21 protein-coding genes are annotated in these 26447 nt (G+C 75.3%); 9 read left to right on the top strand and 12 right to left on the bottom strand.

Annotated features, from left to right (window positions below):
* The first annotated feature begins 3 nt into the window (after positions 1-3).
* The 4 genes from A4V12_RS08275 (at position 4) to A4V12_RS08260 (ending at position 4934) form a co-directional block, all read left to right on the top strand.
* Positions 4-732 (top strand): TetR/AcrR family transcriptional regulator, encoded by a 729-nt coding sequence (locus A4V12_RS08275; protein WP_064068573.1) that lies wholly within the window; start codon positions 4-6, stop codon positions 730-732.
* A gap of 21 nt (positions 733-753) precedes the next feature.
* Positions 754-1020, top strand: coding sequence for a hypothetical protein (locus A4V12_RS08270; protein ID WP_064068572.1), 267 nt, complete (start codon positions 754-756; stop codon positions 1018-1020).
* Positions 1021-1083: 63 nt separating this feature from the next.
* Positions 1084-3561, top strand: a complete 2478-nt coding sequence (locus A4V12_RS08265) for a PQQ-binding-like beta-propeller repeat protein (RefSeq protein WP_064068571.1) — start codon at positions 1084-1086, stop codon at positions 3559-3561.
* Positions 3562-3659: 98 nt separating this feature from the next.
* Positions 3660-4934 (top strand): C40 family peptidase, encoded by a 1275-nt coding sequence (locus A4V12_RS08260; RefSeq protein ID WP_064068570.1) that lies wholly within the window; start codon positions 3660-3662, stop codon positions 4932-4934.
* Positions 4935-4974: 40 nt separating this feature from the next.
* On the opposite strand, the gene A4V12_RS08255 is transcribed toward A4V12_RS08260, so the two are convergent.
* Positions 4975-6381 carry a PLP-dependent aminotransferase family protein gene (locus A4V12_RS08255; protein ID WP_064068569.1) on the bottom strand — a complete coding sequence of 469 codons (1407 nt, stop codon included), beginning with the start codon at positions 6379-6381 and terminating at the stop codon, positions 4975-4977.
* On the opposite strand from A4V12_RS08255, the gene A4V12_RS08250 reads away from it, so the two are divergent.
* Entirely contained in the window at positions 6380-7363 is a 984-nt protein-coding gene (locus A4V12_RS08250) for a DMT family transporter (protein WP_064068568.1), read from the top strand. The two genes, A4V12_RS08255 and A4V12_RS08250, sit on opposite strands and share 2 nt — an antisense overlap.
* Before the next feature lie 87 nt (positions 7364-7450).
* Here the strand turns inward: A4V12_RS08250 and A4V12_RS08245 are convergent, their stop codons facing one another.
* The 6 genes from A4V12_RS08245 to A4V12_RS08220 form a co-directional block, all read right to left on the bottom strand.
* On the bottom strand, positions 7451-8242 hold the full coding sequence (locus tag A4V12_RS08245; RefSeq protein WP_064068567.1) for a PASTA domain-containing protein: 792 nt from the start codon (positions 8240-8242) through the stop codon (positions 7451-7453).
* A gap of 234 nt (positions 8243-8476) precedes the next feature.
* Positions 8477-9712: a styrene monooxygenase/indole monooxygenase family protein gene (locus A4V12_RS08240; RefSeq protein WP_064068566.1), complete on the bottom strand. Its 1236-nt coding sequence runs from the start codon at positions 9710-9712 to the stop codon at positions 8477-8479.
* Between the two features lie 15 nt (positions 9713-9727).
* Positions 9728-10324, bottom strand: a complete 597-nt coding sequence (locus A4V12_RS08235; protein WP_423540952.1) for a GTP-binding protein — start codon at positions 10322-10324, stop codon at positions 9728-9730.
* 7 nt (positions 10325-10331) lie between these two features.
* Complete coding sequence (locus tag A4V12_RS08230; RefSeq protein WP_064068564.1) at positions 10332-10742, bottom strand: DUF742 domain-containing protein; 411 nt, start codon at positions 10740-10742, stop codon at positions 10332-10334.
* Positions 10739-11248, bottom strand: coding sequence for a roadblock/LC7 domain-containing protein (locus A4V12_RS08225; protein WP_064068563.1), 510 nt, complete (start codon positions 11246-11248; stop codon positions 10739-10741). The genes A4V12_RS08230 and A4V12_RS08225 overlap by 4 nt, the downstream gene beginning before the upstream one ends.
* Positions 11245-14268: a sensor histidine kinase gene (locus tag A4V12_RS08220; RefSeq protein WP_079136900.1), complete on the bottom strand. Its 3024-nt coding sequence runs from the start codon at positions 14266-14268 to the stop codon at positions 11245-11247. Before A4V12_RS08220 ends, A4V12_RS08225 begins: the two co-directional genes overlap by 4 nt.
* 368 nt (positions 14269-14636) lie before the next feature.
* Between A4V12_RS08220 and A4V12_RS08215 the strand changes: the two genes are divergently transcribed.
* Positions 14637-15428: a hypothetical protein gene (locus A4V12_RS08215; RefSeq protein ID WP_064068562.1), complete on the top strand. Its 792-nt coding sequence runs from the start codon at positions 14637-14639 to the stop codon at positions 15426-15428.
* On the opposite strand, the gene A4V12_RS08210 is transcribed toward A4V12_RS08215, so the two are convergent.
* On the bottom strand, positions 15425-15919 hold the full coding sequence (locus A4V12_RS08210) for a MarR family winged helix-turn-helix transcriptional regulator (protein ID WP_064068561.1): 495 nt from the start codon (positions 15917-15919) through the stop codon (positions 15425-15427). The genes A4V12_RS08215 and A4V12_RS08210 overlap by 4 nt on opposite strands.
* A gap of 287 nt (positions 15920-16206) precedes the next feature.
* Complete coding sequence (locus A4V12_RS08205; RefSeq protein WP_064068560.1) at positions 16207-19026, bottom strand: M4 family metallopeptidase; 2820 nt, start codon at positions 19024-19026, stop codon at positions 16207-16209.
* A gap of 149 nt (positions 19027-19175) precedes the next feature.
* Between A4V12_RS08205 and A4V12_RS08200 the strand changes: the two genes are divergently transcribed.
* Complete coding sequence (locus tag A4V12_RS08200; protein WP_064068559.1) at positions 19176-20159, top strand: helix-turn-helix domain-containing protein; 984 nt, start codon at positions 19176-19178, stop codon at positions 20157-20159.
* 31 nt (positions 20160-20190) lie between these two features.
* On the top strand, positions 20191-20997 hold the full coding sequence (locus tag A4V12_RS08195; RefSeq protein WP_064068558.1) for a trypsin-like serine peptidase: 807 nt from the start codon (positions 20191-20193) through the stop codon (positions 20995-20997).
* A 191-nt stretch (positions 20998-21188) separates the two neighbouring features.
* On the opposite strand, the gene lon is transcribed toward A4V12_RS08195, so the two are convergent.
* Positions 21189-23609, bottom strand: coding sequence for an endopeptidase La (lon, locus tag A4V12_RS08190; RefSeq protein WP_064068557.1), 2421 nt, complete (start codon positions 23607-23609; stop codon positions 21189-21191).
* Between the two features lie 124 nt (positions 23610-23733).
* On the opposite strand from lon, the gene A4V12_RS08185 reads away from it, so the two are divergent.
* A complete protein-coding gene (locus tag A4V12_RS08185) occupies positions 23734-24567 on the top strand; it encodes a nucleotidyltransferase domain-containing protein (RefSeq protein WP_064068556.1) in 834 nt (277 codons plus the stop codon).
* A 146-nt stretch (positions 24568-24713) separates the two neighbouring features.
* Here the strand turns inward: A4V12_RS08185 and A4V12_RS08180 are convergent, their stop codons facing one another.
* Positions 24714-25262, bottom strand: a complete 549-nt coding sequence (locus tag A4V12_RS08180) for a hypothetical protein (RefSeq protein ID WP_064068555.1) — start codon at positions 25260-25262, stop codon at positions 24714-24716.
* Positions 25263-25484: 222 nt separating this feature from the next.
* Entirely contained in the window at positions 25485-26270 is a 786-nt protein-coding gene (locus A4V12_RS08175) for a rhomboid-like protein (RefSeq protein ID WP_423551110.1), read from the bottom strand.
* Positions 26271-26447: the final 177 nt, after the last annotated feature.

Genomic DNA, 26447 nt, shown 5'->3' with positions numbered 1-26447 from the left:
TCCATGACCAGTGCCGCCTCGCCCGCACCCGCGTACCGACGGCTCAGCGTCGAGGAGCGCCGGACCCAGCTCCTCCGCGTCGCCCTCTCGCTCTTCGCGCACCGGGCGCCGGAGGAGGTGTCGCTCGACGACGTCGCCGAGGCGGCCGGTGTCTCGCGGCCCCTCGTGTACCGGTACTTCGCCGGCGGCAAGCAGGAGTTGTACGAGGCCGCGCTGCGCTCGGCCGCCCACGAGCTGGAGCTGTGCTTCGCCGAGCCGCCGGTGGGCCCGCCCACCGAGCGGCTCGCCCGCGTCCTCGACCGGTACCTGGCGTTCGTCGACGGGCACGACACCGGGTTCAGCGCCCTCCTCCAGGGCGGCAGCGTCGCCGAGACCTCCCGTACGACCGCGATCGTGGACGAGGTGCGGCGCGCGGCCGCCGAGCAGATCCTGCTGCACCTGGGCGTGCCGGACCCCGGGCCCAGGCTGCGGATGATGGTGCGGACCTGGATCGCGGCGGTCGAGGCGGCGTCCCTCATCTGGCTGGACGAGGACAAGCGGCCGCCGGCCCCCGAACTGCGTGCCTGGCTCGTCGACCACCTGGTCGCGCTGCTCACGGCGACCGCCGCGACCGACGAGCAGACGGCGGGCGCCGTGGCGGCGCTGCTGGCGCAGGAGCGGCCCGAGGGGCCGGTGGGCACCCTGGCCCGCGCCGTGGTCCCCGTGGTGGGCGACGCCGCGCACCTGCTGTGAGCGTGGTGTGAGACTGGGGGCGTGCGAAGCGAGAACACGCCCTTCAGCGGCGGCCCCCTGGACGGCCGGGTCCTGCCGGTGCTGACCGGCCCCACCGGCCACCCGCCCAAGTGGTACACGGTGCCCGTCCCGGCCGAGGACGGCGGCCCGCCGGCCGTCCACGCCTACCGCCGCGTCCCCTCCGGCCACACCAAGCGCCTCGGGCTCCAGCGCGGCTGGAAGTACGAGTACGCCCCCGAGGGCCGCGAGCGGCGCGAGCTGAAGTGGCCCTGGTCACGGAAGCCGTAGGATCACGGACATTCGTGCCGTCGCGCCGCAGCGCCGCAGCGCCGCCCGAGGGGGAGCTTCCGCATGGGATCGTCGTCGCCGCTTCAGCCGATCGGACCGCTGCGGGACGATGACCCCCGCCGGTGCGGGCCGTACACCGTGCTGGCGCGGCTGCGGGAGTCGGCGAGCGCGGTGCGCTACCTCGCCCGGGGCGGAGACGGCACCCCGGTGGTGATCACCGCCCCGCGCGCCTCGCTCGCGGAACTGCCCGCCTTCAGGCGCCGGTTCGCCGCCGAGGCCCGCACGGCCGAGCGGCTGGCGGGGGGCTGGGTGCCCGAGCCGCTGGAGGTCTCCGTCGGGGGACCGCTGCCCTGGACGGCGACCCCGTACGTACCGGCGCTCACCCTCGGCGAAGCGGTCGCCCTCGCCGGGCCGCTGCCCGCGCGGGCGGTGCGGGTGCTGGGCGCGGGCCTCGCCGAGACGCTGGCGCGGGTGCACGCCACCGGCGCCGTGCTGCACGGGCTCGCACCCGGCACCGTGCTGCTGGCGGCCGACGGTCCGCGGCTCACCGCGTTCGGGGCGCTGGGCGCGGCGGAGGCGGCACAGGCGCGGGCGGGCGGGCAGCTGTCGGTACGGCTCGGCTACCTCACGCCCGAGCAGGCCGCCGGCCACGAGCCGGGCCCGCCGTCGGACGTCTTCGTGCTCGGGCTGCTGCTGGCGTACGCCGCGACCGGCACCCCTCCGCTGGCGGACGCGGACGCCATCGCGGACGCCGAACCGGCCCTGGGCGCCGTCCCGGAGGACCTGCGCCCGCTGATCGCCCGGTGCCTGGCCAAGGCCCCGGAGGACCGCCCCGGCGCCGGGGAGGCCGCCGCGGCCCTGGCGCTGGAGGGCGCGGCCGCGCTGGCCCGCGGCGGCTGGCTCCCGGACCCGCTCATCGAGGCGCTCGACGCGCAGGCGGCGCGGGTGGCGGCCCTGCCGGCGCCGGACGACGAGGACACCGACGGGCGGACCGTGCGCGTGGGGAGGCAGGCCCGGCGGGGCACGGCGGCGGACACGGCGGCCACCGCCGGACCCGTGGTGCCGCGCCCCTCCGCGGCCGCCGCCCCGGTGCCGCGCCCCTCCGCGGCCGCCGCCCCGGTGCCGCCGCCCCTGCCGCTGCCGCCCGCCCCGCAGGCCCCGGCGCCCGTACCGGCCCTGCTCCCGGTCCCGGCACCCGCGCTCCCCGCCCCGGCGCCGGTGCCCGCGCTGCCGGCCGCCGCCGGCGTCTCCGCCCCCTCCGCACCCTCCGCCCCCTCGGCCGGCTCCCCCGGGCGGGGCGCGGGGCCCTCCCGGCGGGGGCTGCTGACCGGGCTGGCCGCCGGGGTGACCGGCGCCGTCCTCGGCGGCGGGGGCGTCCTCGCGTTCGCGTCCGGGGACGCCGAGCCGCCGCGTACCGACGCCCGGCCCGCCGCCCGGCCCCGCCCGGCCGTCCCCGGGGTGCCGCCGCGGCCCCGCTGGGCCCACGAGCACCCGGCCACCGCCCGCTCGACGCTGCACGCCGCCGTCTGGCGGGACCGGGCCCTGGTCCTCACGACCGACGCCCACACCACGGCCGTCGACCTGACAACCGGCAAGCGCCTCTGGCAGGCGGCCGGGGCCCCCTCCGCGCACCGGGCCCTGACCTTCGCGGACGGCCGGCTGCTGGTCGCCGGCGCCGACGGGTTCCGTCCCGTCTCCGGGTCGGACGGCACGGTCGGCAGGCCGCTGCCGTACCCGGCCGGCGTGCGCCTGTCCTCGGTCGCCGGGAGCTCCGGCACGGTCGTCTGGTTCACCGGCACGGCCGCGTCCCGGACGTACCTCTTCGCCTACGACACGGCACGGGCCGAGGAACTGTGGCGGATCCAGGTGCCCGACGGCCGCGCCCCGCGCACCCCCGTCCACGAGGTCCTCGCCCTGCGGCCGGACATGCTGGTCGTGCGCCAGGACCCGGCCTCGCTGACGGCCGCTCAGGTCAAGGCCGCCAAGGGGCTGGCCGTGTTCCACGCGCACGACCGGGCCACCGGCGCCCGCCGGTGGTTCCGGCCGTTCGGCGCGGCCCGCCCGGGCGGCGCGGTGTCGGGGGACGAGTCGGGGCGGCTGTACACGGCGGCGGGGACCGGCCTGTACGCCTTCGACACCGGTACCCGCAGACCGCTGTGGCAGCTTCCGGGCACCGCCGCCTTCGGGCGAGCCCGGGTGGCGGGCGGCACGCTGTTCGTCGCCGACCGCGACCAGAACGTGCACGCGGTCGACGCCGCGACCGGCCGGGCGCGCTGGCGGCGCGGCACGGAGGCGACGGCGGGCGGTGACGTCCCGGAGGTGACCGTCGGCCCCGGCGGGCGGACCCTGTTCGCGGCGGACGGCGCGCAGGTCACGGCGTTCGGGGCGGGCGACGGGCGGCGGTTGTGGAAGTTCCAGGACGCCGGTGTCCGGGCGCCGGGCGGCGGGAACTCCTCGGCGGCGTACTCGGTGTCGGTCGCGGGTGCGGCGGGAGTGGTCGTGCGCCGGGGCCGCATGTTCTACGGGCTGCCGGTGGAGTAGCCAGGACGGGTGACCCTGGGGGGGCGATCCCCCCATCCACACACTTAATACGCTTGTCATACCATCCTCCGCCCCATGATGAGGGCGGAGGTGATGACATGTCAGGAAGACTGCTGCGGAGCATCTGCGTGGCCGCCCTGCTGGCCGCCGCGCTGCCCGCCCTGCCCGCTGCCGCGGCGCCCGGGCCGGCCGACCCGGCCGCCGCCCCCGAGCCGTCCGGTCCGACCGCGCCCGAGGCGTCCGGCCCTGCCGGACCCGAACCGTCCGGCCCGGCGGCCGCCGACCCGGAGACGACCGGCCCCGAGACGGCCGCCCCGGAGACGACCGGCCCCGCCGGACCGGTACCGGCCGGCCCGTCCACCGTTCCCGCACTGCTGGCCCAGCTGCGCACGCTCTACCAGGAGGCGGAGGAGGCGACCGAGACGTACAACGCCGCCGAGGAGGAGCTGAAGGCGCTCACCGCCGAGACCAGGAGGCTCACCGGCGACCTGACGCGGACCCGCGACTCCCTCGCCGACGCCCGGGCGGACGCCGGGCGGCTCGCCCGCGCCCAGTACCAGGGCCGCACCGACTTCTCCTCCTCCCTGCGGCTGCTGCTCGCCCGCGACCCCGAACACGCCCTCGACCAGCACCGGGTGCTGCGCCGCGCGGCCCGCGAGCGGGCGGCGACGGTGGCCCGGCTGCGGAAGGGCGAGAAGCGGGCCGACCAGCTCGCCACGGCGTCCCGCAGGGCGCTGGACCGGGAGCAGACGCTCGCCGCGCAGCGGAGGAAGGCCCGCGACGAGGTGACGGCCCGGCTCAAGGAGGTCGAGGAGACGCTCGCCGCGCTCTCGGACGACGAGGTCGAGGAGCTGTCCGCCCTGGAGGAGGCCGAGACGGCCGACGCCCAGCGCGAACTCCTCGCCACCGGTGAGCTGGAGGGCGCCCGCGCCCCCTCCGGCCTGGGCGAAGAGGCCCTGGAGTACGCCGCCGAGCAGATCGGCAAGCCGTACGTGTGGGGTGCCGAGGGCCCGGAGTCCTTCGACTGCTCGGGGCTCACCTCCCGCGCGTGGGCGAAGGCGGGCCGCGCCATCCCCCGCACCAGCCAGGAGCAGTGGCGCACGCTCCCCAAGGTGCCGCTGCGCTCCCTGCGCCCCGGCGACCTGGTGGTCTACTTCCCCCGGGCGACGCACGTGGCGATCTACCTCGGTGACGGTCTGGTCATCCAGGCCCCGCGCCCCGGCGCCCGCGTCAAGGTCTCCCCCCTCGCCGCGAACCCGCTCCTCGGCGCGGTCCGCCCCGACCCGGCGGCCCGCCCCCTGCGCTCCTACACCCCGCCCGCGCTGCCCACCGGCGCGGCGGGCGGCCCGGACGAGGGGTACGACGAGGGCTGACGCCGGCCCGGTGGTGCGCCGGCCGCCCCGCGAGCGCCCGCTACTGCCCGGCGAGCGCCCGGCCGATGGCGCGGGCGCCCTCGGGGAAGGCGCCGGGATGCGGGCCGGCGTAGTTGAGCCGCAGGTACGCCCCGGTCGGTTCGGCGGGGAACCAGGCGTTGCCGTGGGCGATGATCACCCCGGCGGTCTCGCAGTCCCGGACGAGCCGGGTCAGGTCGGTGGCGTCCGGCAGCCGCACCCACAGGTTGAGACCGCCCGGGGGGACCGCCACCGGGCCGGCGGCCGGCACGTGCTCGTGGAGCGCGCCGACGAGCAGGTCGCGGCGGGCGGCGAGCTGGTGGCGCAGGCTGCGCAGGTGGGTGCGCCAGGCGGGCTGGGTGACGACGTCGAGGGCGACCGCCTGGAGGATGCCGCTCACGTACATCGACTCGGCCTGGGCGTCGGCGAGGACGCGCTCGCGGACCGGGCCGCGCGCGGTGACGGCGGCGATGCGGACGGTCGGCGAGACGCTCTTGGTCAGGGACCGCAGGTGGATGACGTGCCCGCTGTCGTCCCGGGCGGCGAGCGGCACCGCTTCGGCGTCGATCCCGAAGTCGTGCGCCCAGTCGTCCTCGATCAGGAACGCGCCGTGCGCGCGGACGATGCCGAGGACCCGGTCGGCCAGGTCCGGCGACCAGAGGGCACCGGTGGGGTTGGCGAAGGCGGGCTGCGCGTAGAACGCCCGCGCCCCGGTCTGCTCGAACGCCCGCTCCAGGGCGTCGGGGTCGGGGCCGTGCGTGCCGCTGGGGACCGGGACGAGCTGTACGCCCGTGAGCGCGGCGGCGAGCATCGCGCCCCAGTAGGTGGGCGACTCCACCAGCAGCGGGCGGCCCGCTCCGACGACCGCCCGGAAGACCGTGCTGAGCCCGCTCTGGCTGCCGGGGAAGACGACCACGTCGCTCGGGGCCGGGGGTGCGAGCCCGGCGGGCATCGCGGCGCCCAGCTCGGCCGCGAACCAGGACTGCAGCTCGGGCAGCCCCGCGGCCGGCGGGCGGCTCACGGCGGCGTCGCCGCGCGCCGCCCGGGTGAACGCGGCGCGGACGAGGCGCTCGGGCAGCAGTTCGCGGTCCGGGTAGCCCGAGTGCAGCGCGATCACGTCGTTGGGGTACGTCCGCAGCGCCGGGGACAGGTGCGGGATCCGGTGCTGCGGCGCCCCGAGCGCCGCCGTCTGCCAGCCGTGGTCGTTCGGCCGCGCCACCCGGACGGCCCGGACGAAGGTGCCCACCCCGGGCCGGCTCTCCACCATGCCGCGGGCCGCCAGGGTGCGCAGCGCCTTCTGCACGGTGACCGGGCTCGCCCCGTACCGGGCGACGAGTGCCCGGGTGGAGGGCAGCCGGGCGCCGGGGGCCGCCGTCGCGATCCAGTCGGCGAGTCCGGCGACGATCCGCCCACTGCTATCGTTGTCCATGAAGGACAACAGTAGCGCTACTCTCCTTGTCGCTCCTCCGCTATCCGCCGCCCCCACCGGACTCTCCTGGGGCCTGCTCGGCGTCGTGGCGTTCTCGTTCACCGTCCCGTTCACCCGGGTCGCCGTCGCCGGCGGCGGGATGGCCCCGTTGTTCGTCGGCTCCGGCCGGGCGGTCGTCGCCGCGCTGCTGGCCGCCGCCGCGCTGGTCGTGACCCGGCAGCGGCTGCCGCGCGGTGTCCAGTGGGCCCGCCTGGCGGTCGTCGCCGGCGGCGTGGTCGTCGGCTTCCCCGTCCTGACGTCGTACGCGCTGACCACCGCCTCGGCGGGCCACAGCGCCGTGGTCATCGCCCTGCTGCCGGCCGCTACGGCGGTCATCGCCGTCCTGCGCGGACACGAACGGCCCCCGGTCCGCTTCTGGGCCATGGCGGCCGTGGGCGCGGCCGCCGCGGTCGGCTTCGCCTCCCTGCGGGGCGGCGGCCCGGGGGACCTGCACTGGTCCGACCTGCTGCTGATCGGCGCCGTCCTCGCGGCCGGCATCGGTTACGCCGAGGGCGGGCTCCTCGCCCGTGAACTGGGCGCCTGGCAGACCATCTCCTGGGCGCTGGTGCTCTCCGCCCCGCTGATGGCCGGCCTCGCCGCCGTCTCGGCGGCGCAGCATCCGCCGACCGGCACCCCGGCCGAATGGGCCGCGTTCGCCTACCTCGGCGTGGTGAGCATGTTCCTCGGCTTCTTCGCCTGGTACCGCGGCCTCGCCATCGGCCCCATGGCACAGGTCAGCCAGATACAGCTGGTCCAGCCGGTGATGACCATCGGCTGGGCGGCGCTGCTGCTCGGGGAGCGGATCACCTGGTCCACCGCCCTCGGCGGGCTCACCGTGATCGCCTCGGCGAGCCTCGCGGTCCGCACCCGGCTGAACCGTACGGCTCCCGGGGCGCGGCAGAACACCCGGGCGCGGTGTGCGAACGAAGACGCACGAGGATGATGAGGTCCGACGGGCCACCGCCCGGCCGGCCCCCGGTTCACCGTCCCGCACGCCGCGTGCGCCCGATCCCCAGGGCGCCCGGGACCGCTAAGGGCAGCCCTCCTCGAACTTCACCGCCGTGATCTCGACCGGTTGCCCAGTGAGCCGCGTTCCCGGGCCGGGCGTCTGCGTGCACACCTTCCAGTTGCTCTCCAACAGCACCATGCGGCCCTCGGCAGCATCCGTCACAGTGACCGATGTCCCCGCGTCGAGGGCACCGCGGGCCGCCTTCACCGACTTCCCGGCAAGATCCGGCATCGTGCCGCCCGCCGCTTCCAACGGCTTCTCGTCCCGGGCGGGGCAGTCCTCCTCGACCTTCACCGCGCCGAAGTCCAGCTTGGTGGTCGTCGGCACCGTCCTGCCGGCGGTGACGTTCTGCGAGCAGACCTTCCAGTTCCGGTCGAAAGCCTGCATGCGGTCCCGTCCGAGACTGTCGTGCGACGACAGCCGGTAGAAGCCCTTGGTCTGGGCCGTGTCCTGCGCGGACTGAAGCCCCATGCCGACGAAGTTCGGTACGGGCACCGCCTCGCTGCCGCGCCCTGCGGAGGGCTTCGCCTTCTCTTTCGACCCGGTCTGCTTCTCGTCCGACTGCGCGGCCCGCTCGGGCTGCGCCGTGACGGTGACCGTCGCACGAGGCGCGGCCTTGGCACTGCCGGCGGCTTCCGTCGTACCGCTTCCAGCGCTTCCAGCGCTTCCGACGATGACGCCGACGAAGAACAGACCGGCCGCGGAAGGAATGACGACCCGCTTCCGCGCCCAGCCGGGCCGCGCTCCTGGCGGCGTCGGTGGCTGCACTGGAGCCTGTCCCCACTGCGGCTGGGTGTGGGAGTTCCAACTCATTCGTCCCCCAAGGGTGGTTCGTGGAGCCCTGACCGTAACGGCACGGCAGACCACCGGATGAAGGGAGCCCTCCGGATGTGATGATTCTGTGACGTCGAAGTGGACCGTGCGACGATCAGGACGTCCACCTGGTGGACACCGCCCCACAGGGTGCACCCGTCCGAACGTCCGACCGCCGACACGGCAGGTGCCCCCGGCCACGTACGTGTGGGGGCACCTCGTGTCCGAGAGTTGTCAGGCTCCGGTGACGGAGGCCAGGTAGGCGGCGGTCTTCTCGGGGTCGTAGAAGAAGTCCTCGAAGTCCGCCGGGTTGTTGAAGCCGTTCGCGAAGCGGTCGGCGACCGGCTGGAGTTCGCCGGCGGCGCCGATGAGGCCGAGGACGTGCTCCGGGGGGACGCCGAGCATGGCGTTGGTCCACTTGGTGACGTGCTGGGCGGTGTCCCAGTAGCGGTCGAAGGTGCCGCGCATCCAGGTCTCGTCGAACGGCTGGTCGCCGTGTTCGACGATGGACGCCAGGTACGACGCCGCGCACTTGGCGGCGGAGTTGGAGCCCTGGCCGGTGATGGGGTCGTTGGCGACGACGACGTCCGCGACGCCCAGGACCAGGCCGCCGCCGGGCAGCCGGCCGACGGGGTTGCGGACGGTCGGGGCGTAGCGGCCGGAGAGGGTGCCGTTGGCGTCGGTCAGCTCGACCCGGGTGGCGCGGGCGTACTCCCAGGGGGTGTACTTCTCCATCAGCTCCAGGGTGAGGGCGAGGTGCTCGGAGGGGTCCTTGACGCCCTGGAACACGTCGAGCGGGCCGCCCGGGACGCCCTCCCAGAAGAGGATGTCCGCCCGGCCGGAGGTGGTCAGCGTCGGCATGACGAACAGCTCGCCGACGCCCGGCACCAGGTTGCAGCGGACCGCGTCGAAGTCGGGGTGCTCGGGGCGCGGGCCCAGGCCGTGGACGTATGCGACGGCCAGCGCGCGCTGCGGCTCGCTGTACGGGGAGCGGGACGCGTCCCGGCCGAACATGGACACCAGCTCGCCCTTGCCGGCGGAGACCAGCACCAGGTCGTAGGTGCGGGAGAAGTAGTCCAGGTCGGAGACGGCCGCACCGTGGATCACCAGCTGGCCGCCGCGCTGGGCGAAGGTCTCCATCCAGCCGGCCATCTTCACGCGCTGGTCGACGGACTGGGCGTACCCGTCGAGCCTGCCGACCCAGTCGACGGCCCGGCTGGAGTCCGGCGCGGCCACGGAGACACCGAGGCCCTCGATGCGCGGCGCCTGGGACTCCCAGAAGTTGATGCCCAGGTCCCGCTCGTGCTGGAGGGCGGTGTGGAACATGCACTGCGTGGACATGACCCGCCCGGCCCGGATCTCGTCCGCCGTGCGGTTGGACATCAGGGTGACCTCGTACCCCTGGGACTGGAGGCCGAGGGCGAGCTGGAGACCGGACTGCCCGGCTCCGACGATGAGTATCTTCCGCATCGAAGCGTCTCTTTCCTACTCAGGGGTGGTTTCGAGGGCCCGGGCGACGAGCGCCAGCAGCGACTCGACGACCGTGATCCGGCTCCGCGCGTCCATGATCACGATCGGTACGTCCTTGGGGACCGTGAGCGCCTCGCGCACGTCCTCGGGCTCGAACAGCTCGGTCCCCTCGAAGTGGTTGACCGCCACCACGTACGGCAGGCCGCAGCTCTCGAAGTAGTCCAGCGCAGGGAAGCAGTCGGTCAGCCGCCGGGTGTCGGCCATGACGACGGCACCGATCGCGCCGCGCACCAGGTCGTCCCACATGAACCAGAACCGCTGCTGGCCGGGGGTGCCGAAGAGGTACAGCACCAGGTCGTCGTCGAGCGTGATGCGCCCGAAGTCCATGGCGACGGTGGTGGTGAGCTTGTCGGGCGTGGCGGAGAGGTCGTCGGTGTCCTCGCTCGCCTGCGTCATCAGCGCTTCGGTCTGCAGCGGCGTGATCTCGGAGACGGACCCGACGAAGGTCGTCTTGCCGACGCCGAAGCCGCCCGCGACGACGACCTTCGTCGCGATGGGCGCTCGGGTGTGGTCGAGCTGCCAGGCCTGTGCCCCGGCCTCGGGCTCTTCCACGGCTATCTCAGAGGCGGCGGAGGCCACTCAGCACCCTTTCGAGCAGTGCGCGGTCGGGCTGGCCGGTGCCGTGACCGGTGCCGTACACGCGGATTCTTCCCTGGTCGGCCAGGTCGCTGAGCAGCACCCGGACGACGCCCAGCGGCATCTTCAGCAGGGCGGAGATCTCGGCCACCGTACGCATCCGGCGGCAGATCTCGACGATGGCCCGCATCTCCGGCATGACGCGGGAGCCGGGACCGCCGTTGGCCAGCTCCTTGCGCTCGCCGGGCGCTTCGAGCGCGGCGACGAACGTCTCGACGAGCAGCACGTGGCCGAAGCGGGTGCGGCCGCCGGTGAGCGAGTAGGGCCGGACACGGGCGGGCCGCCGCCCGCCGCCCCGGACCGGCAGCCGGCCGGCGGCGGATGCGGAGGTCATGCGGCACTCTCCATCGACTTGCGCAGCTCGCTGCGGAGTTCGGGCGTGAGTACGTGTCCGGCGCGGCCGACGAAGAGCGCCATGTGGTAGGCGACGACGCTCATGTCGCAGTCGGGCGTGGCGTGGACGCCGAGGAGCGAGCCGTCGCTGATGGTCATGACGAAGACGCTGCCCTCCTCCATCGCGACCATCGTCTGCTTGACGCCGCCGCCGTCCATGAGCTTCGCGGCGCCGATGGTGAGGCTGCCGATGCCGGAGACGATGGTGGCGAGGTCGGCGGCCGCCCCGCGGGGCCCGTCGGTACGGGTCGCGGCGGTCTCCGCCCCGGACTTGCGGTCCGCCGGGTCGGAGGAGAGCAGCAACAGCCCGTCGGACGAGACGACGGCTACGGAGCGTACCCCTGGCACCTCCTCGACGAGGTTCCCGAGCAGCCAGTGCAGGTTCTTCGCCTCACTGCTCAGTCCGAACGTTGCGGTGCCGGTGGTACTGCCGGTCGTCGCAGTCAACTGCGTGCCTCCTCGACTGTGTCCCCCGTCTCTTCGGTACGTACCGCTTCCGTCTGCTGGGTGCTCTCCGCGATCTCGGCCTCGGCGTCGCGACGGCCGTCCTTGGCGCCCTGGTGGAAGCCGCCGAGCCGCCGTCGCAGCGCCTCGGCGTCGACCCCGCGCGTGCGCCCCGCCCGGGGGGCGGTGGGCTCGACCACCTTGGGAGTCCGCTTGGGCAGCCCCTTGTCGGTCACCCTCTCCCATTTGGGGTCGCGCGCGCGGGACTCGGCGGGCGTGTCGCCCTCGGGTGCGTCGGCCCGCGCGTGCGCCTCCAGCTCGTCCGCGGACCCGGACCCGTCCTCGGGCGCCTCCTCGGCCCCGTCCTCGGGGGTGGCGTCCGCGGCGTCCTGGGGGGCGCGCGGGGCGCGGACCTGGAGGGTGGTCTCGGGCCCGGTGGCGGAGGAGACGTGGCCGGGCTCGTCGGACGCCGTGGGCGCGCCGGCGGCCCCGGGCGCGTGCGGCTCGGGCGCGTCCGCCGGCTCGGGGGCGTGCGGGGCCTGGGCGTCCTGCCCGGGCGCGTCCGGGGCCTGGGCGTCCGGCTCGGCGGCGGGGTCCCGCGGCTCGGCGTCCCGCGGCTCGGCGTCCCGCGGCTCGGCCTCCCCGGCCGGGGCTTCGGCGTCGGCGGCCGGGGCGCCGGCGGCGGCGTCGGGCGTGGCGCGCAGCGTGGCCTCCGCGGCGGCGACCAGCGGGTCGCGGGCCGTGCGCGCGGCGGGCAGGGAGTTGGAGTTGGCCTCCGCCACCGAGCCCGGGAGGTTCAGCACGGGGGCCGTCCCGGCCGGTGCGACCGACGGGGGCAGGGCGGCCGGCGGGGCGTCGGGCAGCAGGGCGGAGGGGAGCACGACGACCGCGGCCACCCCGCCCTGCTTGTGCTCCCGCAGCTGGACGCGCACCCCGTGCCGTGCCGCGAGCAGCGCGGTCACCCGGATGCCGAGGCCCTCCCCGTCCCGGTCGGTCCCGGGGGCGGCCTCCGCCTCCGGGTCGGCCAGGCGGGCGTTCAGCTCGGCGAGCCGGCCCTCCGTCATCCCTATGCCCTCGTCCTCGACCGAGAGCATCACCTCGCCGCTCTCCAGCAGCCACCCGGAGAGCTGGACCTTCGCGTCCGGCGGGGAGAACGACGTGGCGTTCTCCAGCAGTTCGGCGAGCAGGTGGCTGAGGTCGTCGGCGGCGAACCCGGCCACGTGGGCGTGCGGCGGCAGCGACTGGATGGTGACCCGCTCGTACCGCTCGATCTCGCTGACGGCGGCCCGCAGCACGTCGACCAGCGGGACGGGCCCCTGGTGGGCGTGGTTGTGCTCGTGGCCGGCGAGGACGAGGAGGTTCTCGCTGTGCCGCCGCATGACCGTGGCCATGTGGTCGAGCTTGAAGAGCGTGCCCAGCCGCTCCGGGTCCTGCTCGCGCTCCTCCAGCTTCTCGATCACGGCGAGCTGCCGCTCGACGAGGCCGAGGGTGCGCAGGGAGAGGTTGACGAACGTGTGGTGGACGCTGCCGCGCAGGGCCTCCAGTTCGGCGCCGATCTCGGCGGTCCGCTCGCGCAGCTCGGTGCGCTGACCGGCCAGCTCGGCGGTGAGGGCGTCGCGGGCGGCGACGGCGTCCGTGCGCTGGGCGTCCAGGCCCTCGGCGCGCGCGGCGAGGTCGCGCAGCCGGCCGTGCAGGGTGTTGAGGGAGCGTACGACCTGGGCGAACTCGTCGTTGCGGCCGGTGAACCGGACCGGCTCCTCCGTCTCGGGGGACTCCGCGAGGCGGGCGGCGCCGATGCGCAGGACGGCGAGCGGCCGGGTGAGGGTGCGGGCGACGGCGGTCGAGACGCCGATCGCGATGAGCAGGCAGCCGCCGAGGAGCGCGATGCGCAGTTCGAGGGCGGTGACGTCGGCGTCGCGCAGCTGCTCCGCGCGCCGGACCTCGCCGGTGGCGAGGGAGGACTCGACGCCCCGCATCTGCTCGACGCGGGCGGTGAGGGCCGCCCGGAGCGTGGCCGGGTCGGTCCCGCGCTCCTCGTCGGAGAGTTCGGGCCGGTCGGTGAGGCGCGCCAGGGACGTTTCGGCGCTCTTGACCTCGGGGCCGGTGACGGTGGCGCCGAGGGAGTCGCGGGCGGCGGGCGGGGCGGCCTGGTCGAAGTCGGCGAGGGCGGCCTGCTCGCGGACGCGGGCCTGCTGGGCGGCGGCGCTCAGCGCGCCCCGGGTGCGGTCGGCCGCGTCCCCGGCGGGGTCCTCGGCGCGGACGTACCGGCCGGTGACGGGGTCGTAGACGAGGCCGGTGTCCTTCTTGCCGGGTACGGCGAGGGCGCCGAGGAGCAGGCCGCGGGTGGCGGAGGCCTGGTCGACCGCGCGGCCGAGTTCGGTGAGCGCGCGGGTGCCGGCGCCCGCGTCGACGGCGCGGGCGGGGGTCCGGTCGGCGAGTTCGGCGGAGAGCGCCTGGAGCTTGGTGATGACGGCGGTGTAGGCCCGGTGGGCCTCCAGGGCGGTGCCCTTGCCGGTGAGGGTGGAGCGCCGCATGGCGGGGAGGCCGGCCAGTTCGCGCCGCAGTCCGGCGGGGGCCTCGGCGTGGATCTCGTCGATCTGCCGGTCGACGCGGGCGCGGTGGGCGGCGTCGATGCCCGGAGCGCCCTTGCCGGCCCGGCCGCCGGGGCTCTTCCCGGTGCCCTGGGCGTCGCCGGCGGTGTCCTCTCCGCCGCCGCCGCCGTCGCCGTCGTCCTTCGGGTCGTCGGTCCCGGCGCCGCGTCCGGCGGCGATGTACGCGGTGACCTCGTCGCGCTCGTCCGCGAGGGAGTGCGCGAGGGTGACCGCCTGCCGGTTCAGCTCGGCGAGCGTCACGAGCCGCTGGGAGTCGGTGAGGTCTCCGGAGGCGGTGAGGACGGCGGGGGCGCCGGCCCCTATGACGGTGATCCCGACCAGCGCGACGCCGGCGACGAGCCGGCTGCGTACGCGTACGCGGCGGCCGCCCGGTGCCTGGGGGTCGCCGGGAGTCTCACTGCGCTTCTGCACCGGTGCTCACATTCTTGAACTCGTCCGCCCATGAAGCAGAGGTGACGACCGGTCACGCATGCGAACAGCCCCCCAACCCCTGGTACGGCCTCGACCATTCCAGCGCCGTTGTTGAGGGGGACGCACGTCGGCCACTCCGCCACCCGAACGAGTGAACAACACTCCGGAGTTGGCGAACAACTCTCCCGGGCCCGTGTTTAGGGGGCCCGCGGGCGGGCGGGTTGAAAGATCTGCGCGGGCTTTGGCAGGATGCCCGCCCGCACCTTCCCGGAGGGCCGCGTTCCCCCGCCCACCCTCATCTGACCTGCCGGTACGGGCCGTTTCCGGCCTTCTGTGGGCGGTGTGAAGAAGTCATGCAGACTGGGCCCATGCAGAGCGAGATCTCCTCCGTCCCGGGCTCGCAGGAACGCGCCAACGAGGACTGGGCTTCCGTGGTGGTTCCCGCGTCCGGCCAGGGCGGGGCGCTGGTGGTGCTCGACGGGGTGACGCCCCCCGTGGACGACGACGGTTGTGTGCACTCGGTGCCCTGGTTCACGGCGAGACTCGGCGGCGCGCTGACCGAACTGTCCGGTTCCCGCCCGGACCTGACGCTGGCGGGGATCCTGTCGGAGGCAATCCGGCGCACCGCGCTCGCCCACCGTGACACGTGTGACCTTTCTCACGTGCGTACGCCTCAGGCGACGGTGGTCATGGCGCGCTGGGACGCGGTGGACGTCGAGTACCTGGTGCTGTCCGACTCGGTGCTGCTGCTCCGCTCGCCGGAGGGGGCGGTGCGGGCGGTGGTGGACGACCGGCTGGACCGGCTGCCGCCCGGCTCGCTGGCGTCGCACGCGATCACGGACGCCACCGTGCGGAACAAGGCGGGCGGCTTCTACACGGCGGCGGCCGACCCGTCGGTGGCCGCCCACGCGGTCACGGGGCGGGTCCCGGCGGCCGAGGTGCGGGCGCTGGTCGCCATGACGGACGGGGCGACGCGCTGGACGGAGGTGTTCCGGATGGGCGACTGGGCGGACTGCTTCGCGGTGGTGGACAAGGAGGGCCCGCGCGGCCTGATCGCCCGGGTACGGGAGCTGGAGGCCTCACCCTCGTACGCGTACCGCTGGAAGCGGCACGACGACGCGACGGTGGTGCGGGTCGTCGTCCGGCCGGACACGACCTAGTCGTCGCTGCCCGCGTTGAGCTGGTGCAGCAGGCGGGCCAGTTCGGCGACCTCGGCGCGGTCCCAGCCGGCGAGCTTGCGCATGTAGCGGGCGCGGCGGGCGTCGCGTACGCGGCGGAAGCGGCTGCGGCCCTCGTCGGTGAGGCGGACGAGGGAGGCGCGGCCGTCGGCGGGGTCGGGGGCGCGGGCGACGAGCCCCAGGTCCTCCAGGGCGCGCAGCTGGCGGCTCATGGTGGCCTTGCCGACGCCGAAGTAGGCGGCGAGTTCGGTGGCGCGCTGGGTGCCGGCGTCCTCCAGCCGGACGAGCAGGCCGTAGGCGGCGGGTTCGAGCTCGGGGTGGACCTCGCGCGCCATCTCGCCGGACGAGGCGCGGGCGCGCCGCAGGAAGACCGCCAGTTCGCGCTCCAGGGCGAGGAATTCGTGGTCCCCGCCGCGGCCCTCGTCGGTCGCGGCCCCGGGCGCGGCGTCGTTCCCCGTACGGCTTGCCTGCACGTAGCACCCCTCGTGGGCTTTCCTCGGCGTGAAAGTCGTTCTCGGCGGCGGCCATCGCCGCGGCTCGTCCAGTATTTCGCAGGAACGGACCGGCGGTGGCACTGCGCCCCTGCGCCGCGGCCGGGTTCTCCGCGCACGACGTCCGGCGCCCGCCCGGCGGGGCACGGCTCCGCCCGGCCCCGCCGGGGCCCGGCCGGCCCGCGCCGCCCGGAGAACGCGGGAACCCCCGGCGCGGGTGCGCCGGGGGTTCCTGCCGGTCCCTGTCGTACGGGACGCGGGACGCGGGCTCAGCCGCAGCGGCCGGCCGGGCGGGTGCGGGTGACCAGGTCCGTCCAGCCGGTGGTGCCGTCGATCCAGACCACCTGGGTGCCTTCGACCGCCGCCGGGGAGAGCTGCTCGCCCCGGTTGCAGGAGACGCGCTCCTTGCGGGTGCCGTCGGTCGTCAGCTGCCAGTTCTTCGGCAGCGTCTCGTTGCGGTACGCGGTGTCCGGCAGGGACGCGTTGACCGTGACCGCCGTCTCCGAGACCGTCAGGTCGGAGGCGATCAGCGCGCCGGGCTTGCCCTCGCCGCTGATGTCGTAGGTGCCGGTGCCGTCGACGTTCGCGCGGCGGATGCCCGTCCGCCCTTCGTCGGCGCTGTTCGCGTCGGTCAGCCAGAAGACGTGCTTGCCGTTGAGGCCGGTCTGCCCCAAGGTCTGCGGCTCGTCCAGCGGCTCGGTCAGGGTCTTGCGCCCGGTCGCGAGGTCGAGCAGCTCCACCCCGAGCCGGTAGGTGCCGCCCTCCGGGTACAGCTTGGCGTAGGCGATCCGCCCGTGCGCGAGGGACGGCAGGCCGGTCAGGACGTCGTCGCCGCCGCCGTCCACGTACGTGGGCGTGACGTCGCCGGGGCGCAGGTGGACGACGTGCCGGGTGAACAGCCCCAGCTCCTCGAAGACCGTGACGCCCTTGTCGACCCGCAGCCCGCCGACGTCCATGGTGGTGGACGAGTACAGCCTCTTGATGGGGCCGCCCGCGAGGGGCCGCGACAGGATGTCCACGCTCGTCGCCCCGTACGCCGTCCAGACGACGGTCCTGCCGTCCGTGGCCGGGTAGACGTGGTAGCGACCGTCATTGGGGCTGATGAGCTTCGGGGCGCCCTTGCCGTCCGCGCGGCCGGCGTAGACGGAGTACGGCTCGGTGCCGTCGTCGTTGGACTTGGCGACCGTCCACCAGCCGCCGCCCGCCTGCACCCCGGTGCCCGAGATGTTCAGCTTCCCGAAGAGCTGGTCGGAGTCGACGCCCAGGGCGTTCTCCCAGCCGGCCACGATGCCGTGGGCGTTGAAGGACCGCTTGGCCGTGTTCAGCCGCGCGCCCGTGACGCCCAGGTCCTTCGCCGCCGCCAGGACCGCGTTGCGGCCGTCGGTGAAGCCGTCGAGCGGGGTCATGTACTCGGTCAGCGCCTTGTACACGATCCGGTCGGCCAGCTCGGCGCCCAGGTCCTGCCGCATGTCCCACAGCGCGCCGGAGAAGATCGTCGAGTTGAGGTGCACCCCGCCGTTGTCGGTGCCGAAGGTGGCGCCGAGGAAGTCGCGGGAGGTGGTGGCGCCGTCGTCGAGGTCGCGGAAGGCGCAGTCGCGGGGGGCCTTGGTGCGGCACAGGTCCTCGCCGATGAGGCCCGCGTCCGGGTGGTCCATCGCCATGCCGGACCGCGTCACGTCGATGGCGTTGCCGAAGTAGTCGGCGACGGCCTCGTTGAGGGCGCCGGACTGGCCCGCGTACACCAGGTTGGCGGTGTTCTCGACCACGCCGTGGGTCATCTCGTGGCCGACCACGTCGAGGTCGGCCGAGAGCGGCTTGTAGTCGGCGTCGCCGGAGCCGTACACCATCTTGGTTCCGTCCCAGAAGGCGTTGACGTACGGCATGCCGAACTGGGTGACGCCCACCAGGCTGTTGACCGCGGCGCCCCGCCCGTCGAGGCCGTCCCTGCCGTGGTGCCGCTTGTAGTAGTCGTAGACCTGCCCGGCCGCCCAGTGCGCGTCGACGGCTCCCGCCTCCGTGGCGTCCTTGCCGAACTCCGCGCTCGGCGAGCCGAACTCCTTCAGGTCCGCCGGCCAGCCGCCCAGCACCTCGAAGACGTCCTTGTCGCGCGCGTCCCACGTGGTGAGCGCGGCCTTGCTGCCGTCCGCCATCCGGGCGCGGTCGGTCATCACGTACCGGTCGTCCGCTGCCCTGCTGACGTTGAGGTCCACCTTGGCGCCGCTCAGCAGCGTGCCGCTGCCCACGGCCCCGGTGCCCGGACCGTCCGGGGCGTCGGCCTTCTTCGCGGCCGCCGCCCCCGCCGGGGCCTTCGGCGGCGTGAGCGTCTTGATGCCGCTGTACTGGAGGACCGGGAAGCCGGCCCGTGCGTCGACGTACACGTGCTGGAGCACGGGCGCGCCGGTCAGCGGGTGGGTGCCGCGCACCGTCACGTGGTACGTCAGCACGCCCTCGCCGCGCGGGACGACCACCAGCCCGGCGGCGGTGCCGCGCAGGGGCTGGGCGCGCTCCTCGGCGCGCCGGGCGTCGGTGAGCGCCAGCCGGTGGCCGCCGAGCCGCTGCAGGGTCGCCGCGACCGCGCGGCGCACCGCCACGTCCTTGTCCACGGCCGGTGCCACGCCGGTCGTCAGGCCCGTGAAGTACTTGCCGGACGTGCCGGTGACGACCCGCTCGCCGCCCTTCTTCTCCATCCGGACCACGTACTGCCCGCCGAGCACGGGCACGCCCCTGTGCTTCTGCTGGAGCCGTACCGTCTCCTCCGCACCGCGCTTCAGCGTCTGTACGGGGGCGAGATCACGCCCCGGTTCGGCGATCTTGTAGCGGCTCTCCCGGGCGGCGAGGTGCTCGCGCGCCGCGTCCGCCGGGCTCGCCCCCGCGTCCGTCGCCTCGTTGATGCCGTCGACGAGCGCCGGGGTCGCGGTCCGCGCCCCCGGGATGACGTCGGCCGGCGGTTCGGCGGCCGGCGGGGTCGCCGCCGAGGCCGGAACCGCCGTGATCAGGAGCCCGGCGGCGGCGAGCAGAGCCGCCGCCCGGGCCCCCGCCCGTATGCCGGATGTTCCCGAGTGCGTGCTGGGCGTGCTGGGTTCGCGCACGGTCCGTATCCCTCCCACGTGCTGGTCAGCCGTTCAGGTGGTCATGGCCATGCAAGCCGTGGGGTGGCAGCGCGGCAACGGTCGCGGGGGGTTGAGAAGTGGACACGCACACTTGTGTGGCGTGTGAAGGCGGAGTGAGAATCCGACGCATGATCCAGGGAGAACTGACCACTCTCGGCCTGGGCAGGACCGAGGAGCGCGCCTACGAGGCGCTGCTGGCGGAACAGGCGGACGGGGCGGAGGAGTTGGCGCGGCTGCTCGACCTGCCGCGCGAACGACTGGACGCGGCACTCGACCGGCTCGTCGCGCACGGTTTCGCCCGGCCGCCCGATCCCTCCGACGCGGGGGACGCGCTGCCGCACCCGGCCGCACCCGCCGCCGCCCTCCGCACGCTGATCCACCGCCGCCAGGCGGAACTGCACATGAAGTCCGCCGAGTTGGCCCGGTTGCGGCTGGCCGCGGACCGATTCGCCGGGGACGCGGGCGCCCACGGAGGCGAACGGGGGCGCGTGGACGTCGTGAGGGGCCGGCGGGCCATCGCCGAGCGCGCCGCGCGGCTGCTGGACGGCGCGGAACGGGAGGTCGTGCTCCTGGACCGCCCGCCGTTCACCGCGCTGGACGTCGAGTCGCTGCTGGCCCGGGGGGTGCGGGTGCGGGCGGTGCTGGACCGGTCCGGGCTCGCGGACCCGGGGCGGGTACGGGCCCTGACGGGCCTCGTCGGGCGCGGGCTGCGGCTGCGGGTGGCCGCGGACGTCCCGGCGCGGCTGGTCGCGGTGGACCGGCGCGTCACGCTGCTGCCGCCGACGGAGGCCGCGGGGCCGCGGGCGGCCGCGCTGGTGATCGGCGACGGGCTGCTGTGCGGGACACTGCTGCCGCTGTTCGAGGCGGTGTGGGAGCGGGCCGAACCGCTGGTGGCGCCGGAGGACGGGGCGGCGGCCGGGCCGCCCGGGGCGCAGCGCGAACTGCTGGCGCTGCTGGCGGCGGGGCTGAAGGACGAGGCGATCGCGCGCCGGCTGGGCGTCCATGTGCACACCGCGCGGCGGCGGATCAGCCGGCTGCTGGAGTCGCTGGACGCCCGGACGCGGTTCCAGGCCGGGGCGCGGGCGTCGTCCCGGGGCTGGCTGGGTGACTGATCGGCCCGGCCCATGGGCAAGGATGGGCCGTATGCGCTGGAAGAGACCGTTGCCGTGGATCGTCGCCGTCGTCGCCACCGCCACCGCGTGCGGGGGGCCGTCGCACTCGGCCGCCCGCACGGACGGTGCGGGCGGGGGCGCCGCCGCGGGTGCCGCGAGCGCCCGGCCCGCGCCGCCGCAGCGCTCGGCGGTGCCGTCCGCCGGGGTGCGGTCGGTGGGGGTGCTCCTCGACGAGGACGGCCACTGGTGCACGGCGAGCGTGGTCGACAGCCCGCGGGGCAATCTCGTCGCGACCGCCGCGCACTGCGTGTTCGCGGACGGTTCGGCGAGTTCCGGCTTCTCCTTCGCGCCCGGCTACCGGGGCGGGAGCGGCGACCCCGCCCCGTACGGCACGTGGAAGGTCCGTACGGTGCTGGTGGCCGACGCGTGGAAGGCCGCCGGTGCCGACGCGGACGCCCACGACTACGCCTTCCTGACGCTGGAGCCGGACGGCCGGGGCCGCCAGGTCCAGCAGGTGGTGGGCGCTGCCCGGCCCGACTGGGCGTCCGGTCCCGAGCGGCGGGTGACGGTGACCGGCTACCCGAACAAGGATCGCAACCCGTCCGACGGCCCCATCTCCTGCACCACGGACACCCGCAGGGACCCGGACCTGCCCGGTTCGATGCTGATGGAGTGCGGCGGCTTCTTCGACGGCACGAGCGGCAGCCCGTGGCTGGCCGGCGGCCGGCTGATCGGTGTGCTCAGCGGCGGCGAGACGGACGAGGAGTCGACGGCCGTCCTCTTCGACGCCAGGACGCGGGCCCTGTACGACCGGGCCGTGAAGGCCGCCGGCGCCTGACGCCGGTGCGGGGCGGGGGCTTTGCACGCGGGGCACGGGGCTCTGAGCCCGGGGTCTTGAGCGCCGGGCGCCGGGCACGGGGCGCGGGGCACCGGGCGGGTGAGCGTCTCCGCGCGGAGGCCCCGCCGCTCGGGGGTGCGGCGGGGCCGGCCGGCGGGCCGGGGCGACGGTGACGAGGCCCCGGCCCGGGATCAGGCCGCGACGGGTTCGGCGGCCGGGGCCGTGGTCGCCGGCGCGAGGGCCAGTTCCAGCACCTGGCGGACGTCGGTGACCGGGTGGACCTCCAGCTTGTCGAGGATCTCGGCCGGGACGTCGTCCAGGTCCGCCTCGTTCCGCTTCGGGATGACCACGGTGGTGATGCCCGCCCGGTGCGCGGCCAGCAGCTTCTGCTTGACGCCGCCGATCGGCAGCACCCGCCCGGTCAGCGACACCTCGCCGGTCATCGCCACGTCCGTACGGACCAGCCGCCCGGACAGCAGCGACGCGAGCGCCGTCGTCATGGTGATGCCCGCGCTGGGCCCGTCCTTGGGCACCGCGCCGGCCGGGAAGTGGATGTGCACGCCCCGGTCCTTGAGGCCGGTGACGGGCAGCTCCAGTTCGGCGCCGTGCGAGCGCAGGAAGCTCAGCGCGATCTGCGCCGACTCCTTCATCACGTCACCGAGCTGGCCGGTGAGGGTCAGACCCGCCGCGCCCGTCTCCGGGTCGGCCAGCGACGCCTCGACGAACAGGACGTCCCCGCCCGCGCCGGTGACCGCCAGACCGGTGGCCACGCCCGGCACCGAGGTGCGCCGCTCGGCCGGGTCCTGGGCGGACTCGGGCACGTGGTGCGGCCGGCCGATCAGGTCCCGCAGGTCGTCCGCGCCCACCGTGAAGGGCAGCTCCCGGTCGCCCAGTTCGTGCTGGGCGGCCACCTTGCGCAGCAGCCGGGCGATCGACCGCTCCAGGTTCCGCACGCCCGCCTCGCGGGTGTACTCGCCCGCCAGCCTGCGCAGCGCCGACTCGTCCAGCGCCACCTCACCGCCCTCCAGGCCGGCCCGCTCCAGCTGGCGCGGCACCAGGTGGTCCCGGGCGATGACGACCTTCTCGTCCTCGGTGTAGCCGTCGAGGCGGACCAGCTCCATGCGGTCGAGCAGGGCCTCGGGGATGGACTCCAGGACGTTGGCGGTGGCGAGGAAGACCACGTCGGACAGGTCCAGTTCCACTTCCAGGTAGTGGTCGCGGAAGGTGTGGTTCTGCGCCGGGTCGAGGACCTCCAGCAGCGCGGCCGCCGGGTCGCCCCGGAAGTCGGAGCCGACCTTGTCGATCTCGTCGAGCAGCACCACCGGGTTCATGGACCCGGCCTCCTTGACGGCCCGCACGATCCGGCCGGGCAGGGCGCCGACGTAGGTGCGCCGGTGGCCGCGGATCTCCGCCTCGTCGCGTACGCCGCCGAGGGCGACCCGCACGAACTTCCGGCCCATCGCGTGCGCGACGGACTCGCCGAGCGAGGTCTTGCCGACCCCGGGGGGCCCGACCAGCGCCAGCACGGCGCCGCCGCGCCGCCCGCCCACGACGCCCAGGCCGCGGTCGGCGCGCCGCTTGCGCACCGCGAGGTACTCGGTGATGCGCTCCTTCACGTCCTCCAGGCCGGCGTGCTCGGCGTCGAGGACCTCCTTGGCGCCCCGGATGTCGTAACTGTCCTCGGTGCGCTCGTTCCACGGCATCTCCAGGACCGTGTCGAGCCAGGTGCGGATCCAGGCGGTCTCGGGGTTCTGGTCGCTGGACCGCTCCAGCTTGTCGACCTCCTTGAGGGCGGCCTCGCGGACCTTCCCGGGCAGGTCGGCCGCCTCGACGCGGGCCCGGTAGTCGTCGGACTCCTCCCCGTCCTTCTCGCCGTTCAGCTCGCGCAGCTCCTTGCGCACGGCTTCGAGCTGGCGGCGCAGCAGGAACTCCCGCTGCTGCTTGTCGACGCCCTCCTGGACGTCCTTGGCGATGGACTCGGCGACGTCCTGCTCGGCGAGGTGCTCGCGCAGCTGCTCGGTGGCGAGCCTCAGGCGGGCGACGGGGTCCTCCGTCTCCAGCAGCTCGACCTTCTGGGCGACGGTGAGGAAGGGCGAGTAGCCGGAGTTGTCGGCGAGGGCGGAGACGCCGTCGATCTGCTGGACGCGGTCCACGACCTGCCAGGCGCCGCGCTTCTTGAGCCAGCTGGTGGCCAGCGCCTTGTACTCCTTGACGAGGTCGGCGACCTGGCCGGGCAGCGGGTCGGGCACCGACTCCTCGACGGTGGTGCCCTCGACCCACAGCGCGGCGCCCGGGCCGGTCGTGCCGGCGCCGATCCTCACCCGGCCGCGGCCGCGGATGAGCGCGCCGGGGTCGCCGTCGGAGAGCCGCCCCACCTGTTCGACGGTGCCGAGCACGCCGGTCCCCGCGTACGTGCCGTCGATGCGCGGCACCAGCAGGACCCTGGGCTTGCCGCCCGGTGTCCCGGACGACCGGGCGGCCGCCTGGGCCGCCTCCACCGCGGCGCGCACCTCGGTGTCGGACAGGTCGAGCGGCACCACCATCCCGGGCAGCACGACCTCGTCGTCGAGCGGCAGCACGGGCAGGGTGAGCGGTGTGGACGTCGAAGCCATGATCTCCCCTTCGGCAGTCAAGTTGAGCTGTACACACTCAATGCTTATGACAGCCGGGGTGTTCCCCACTCCTGTTCGCTCTCAGCGATCACTCGTTCGCCGCCCGGAGCGGCAGAGTGGGCGGGTGCTGAACGAGAACGGAACCCTGGCCCGGGAGGGCTCGCTCGACCGCGTACCGGAGGTGTTCGTCCCGGTGGTCGACGCGGCGCGGAAACGGATCGCGGAGGTCTTCGGGACCGGGCGGACCCCGGAGGGCGGCGGAGCCGCCGGTCCGTCACGTCTCCACAGCGCGTACGTGTACGGCAGCATTCCGCGCGGGGCCGCCACCGCCGGTGTCTCCGACCTGGACCTGCTGATCGTGCTGCGCGAGGAGCCGGCGGAGGCCGACCGGGCGGCGGCCGCGGCCCTGGAGGCGGAACTGGACGCCCGCTTCCCGCAGATCGACGGCGTGGGGGCGCTGCTCGCCGGCGCCGGCACGGTCCTGAGCGAGCTGGAACGGTACGACCTGGGGTTCTTCGTCGCCTGCCTGTGCACCCCGCTGCTGGGCGAGGACCTCGCCGCGCGGCTCCCGGCGTACCGGCCCACCTCGCTGCTGGCCCGCGAGACCAACGGGGACCTGGAGCTGTTCCTGGCGCGCTGGCGGCAGCGGCTGGCCGAGGCACCGGCGGGCCGGGAGCGCGCACGGCTCGCCCGGGCGGTGGGCCGCCACCTGGTGCGTACCGGATTCACGCTGGTACTGCCGCTGCGGGGCGACTGGACGAGCGACCTGGACGAGATGGCGGAGGCGTTCGCCGCCCACTACCCGCGGTGGGCCGCCCCGATGCGGACGGCCGTCGCGGTGGGGCGCCGGCCCGCGGACGCCGACGCGGCGGTGCTGGACATGCTGGTGCACGACCTGGGCCCGTGGCTGGCCGCCGAGTACCGGGCGGTGCACGGCGTGAAGGCGCCACGCCCCTGACGCCGCGCGCCCCGGGGGGCACGGCGGCCCCGGCCCGCCCGCCCGTCCGCCCGTTCGCGTCCGGGCGCGGCCCGGCCCGGGGACGGTGGCCGCGGGCGTACCGCGGGCACCGCACCCCGGGCCGGGGGCCGGCCGAGCGGCCGGGACTACTCGAAGAACCGGTTCTCGCAGGTCATGGGGACGACATCGGCGACGTCGGCGAAGAAGGTGTCGTGGGTGCCGCCGCCGCAGGTCTCCACCCGGTCACCGCCCTGGCCGTCCCGGACGTTGATGGTGTCGTTCGCCGCGCCGGTCTGCACCAGGTCCCGGCCGTTGCCGGCGTCGATGGTGCTGGCCTCGGCGACGTTGACGCGGACGACGTCGTCGGCGTCACGGACCATCGCCCGCACGCGCGTCACCGCGGCCAGCGACCCGCAGACCGCGGTGGTGCCGTCGGTCCCGGCACGCCTGCACCCGGGGCCGATCTTGAGACCCGAGGTGTCACGGACCACCAGCTCGCGGGCCGCGTTGGCGGAGAAGGTGACCCTGTTCTCCACGCCGGTGCGGGCGTTCAGCGTGACGGTCCCGCTGTAGCGGGTGACCGTGGCGCCCGCCTCGGCGGAGGTGGCCGGTGTCGCGGCGGCGAGCGGGAGGGCGAGTCCCACGACCAGGGCCGGGACGGCCAGCCGCTTCAGGGTGCTGCTCGAGATCTTCATGCTGCGTTCTGTCTCCTTCGGTCCACTGTGACGCGGCGGCGCCGGAGACCCGGCGGCTCGGCGTCAGGTGGAACAAGGAGTGTCCAACTCGACCCTTTTTGTCACTTCATGACGGACAGAAACCCCCTAGCGCCGCACCCTCGCCCCGAACCGTAATTACTCCACCACCGCTTCAGTCATTACGCCTGCGCCGGGCCCAGGGCCGCGCCGCGCGGAACCGGCCTAGATCCGGCGCCCCGCCCGGCGCAGGAGGGGCCCGCAGCCGGCGCCCACCGCCAGGGCGAGCGGGTGGCCCCAGTTGGTGAGCGGGTCCTCGAAGGCCACCAGGTCCTGGAGGAGCATCACCGAGACCCACGCCAGCACCAGCCCGCGCGCCACCGGGGTGAGCAGCCCGGCGAGCGCCCCGACGGACGCCATCAGCCCGAAGCTGATGCCGTAGTCCAGCCGGTGCAGCGACGTGTCCGGCAGGTGCCCCGCCAGTACGGACAGCGCCACCGGGATCTCGGTGGCGAGGGTCGCCACCACGTGCCCCACCAGGAACACGGCCGCCGTCCGCCACGCCCCGATGCGGCGCTCCAGTGCCGTGAGGACGAAGACGAACCCGATGGCGTACGGGGAGAGGAGCCCGCCCGCCACCCACAGCGCGCTGGCGACCAGCACCAGCAGGGGCGTACGGGAGAGGTGGGCGACGTCGGTGCTGGAGGCGTGCAGCAGGCCGGCGACGGTGCCGGGGTCGCCGTACTCGGCGAAGAGCGACGTGGCGAGCAGGACCAGGGCGTAGCCGAAGGTGAACGGTGTCCCCGCCGGCGTGGGCAGCAGCCGCCCCGCGCGTCCGAGCCGCCCGGTCCGTCGCCGGGCGGGACCTTGCATGCGGCCGGGAGCCGCGTCCGGGGCCGCAGCCGCGGGGGCCGGGGCGGGCGCGGGTGTCACGGTGGCCGTGCGCTGACCGGGGACGCCCTTCAGCAGCTCGGCGCCGCCGTCCGTCCCACGCGTGCGGAGCTGGAGCACCGTGCCGCCCTTCCTCGTCGACCACCCTGCGCAACGCCCCCGGGTCTCCCTTGCCCCAGCCAACGCGATCATGTGTGTCCGCGTCCATGACATGGATCACACCGGGCGGCCGGGGCGCTCCCGCCCCGGCCGTGCCGGGAGCAGGACAAATCCCGGACCGCGCGGCCGGCCCCTCGC

The organism is Streptomyces noursei (assembly GCF_001646665.1).
Classification (GTDB): domain Bacteria; phylum Actinomycetota; class Actinomycetes; order Streptomycetales; family Streptomycetaceae; genus Streptomyces; species Streptomyces lavendulocolor.
The sequence above is the reverse complement of the archived record's forward strand: the minus strand, read 5'-3'. Positions and strand labels throughout refer to the sequence as shown.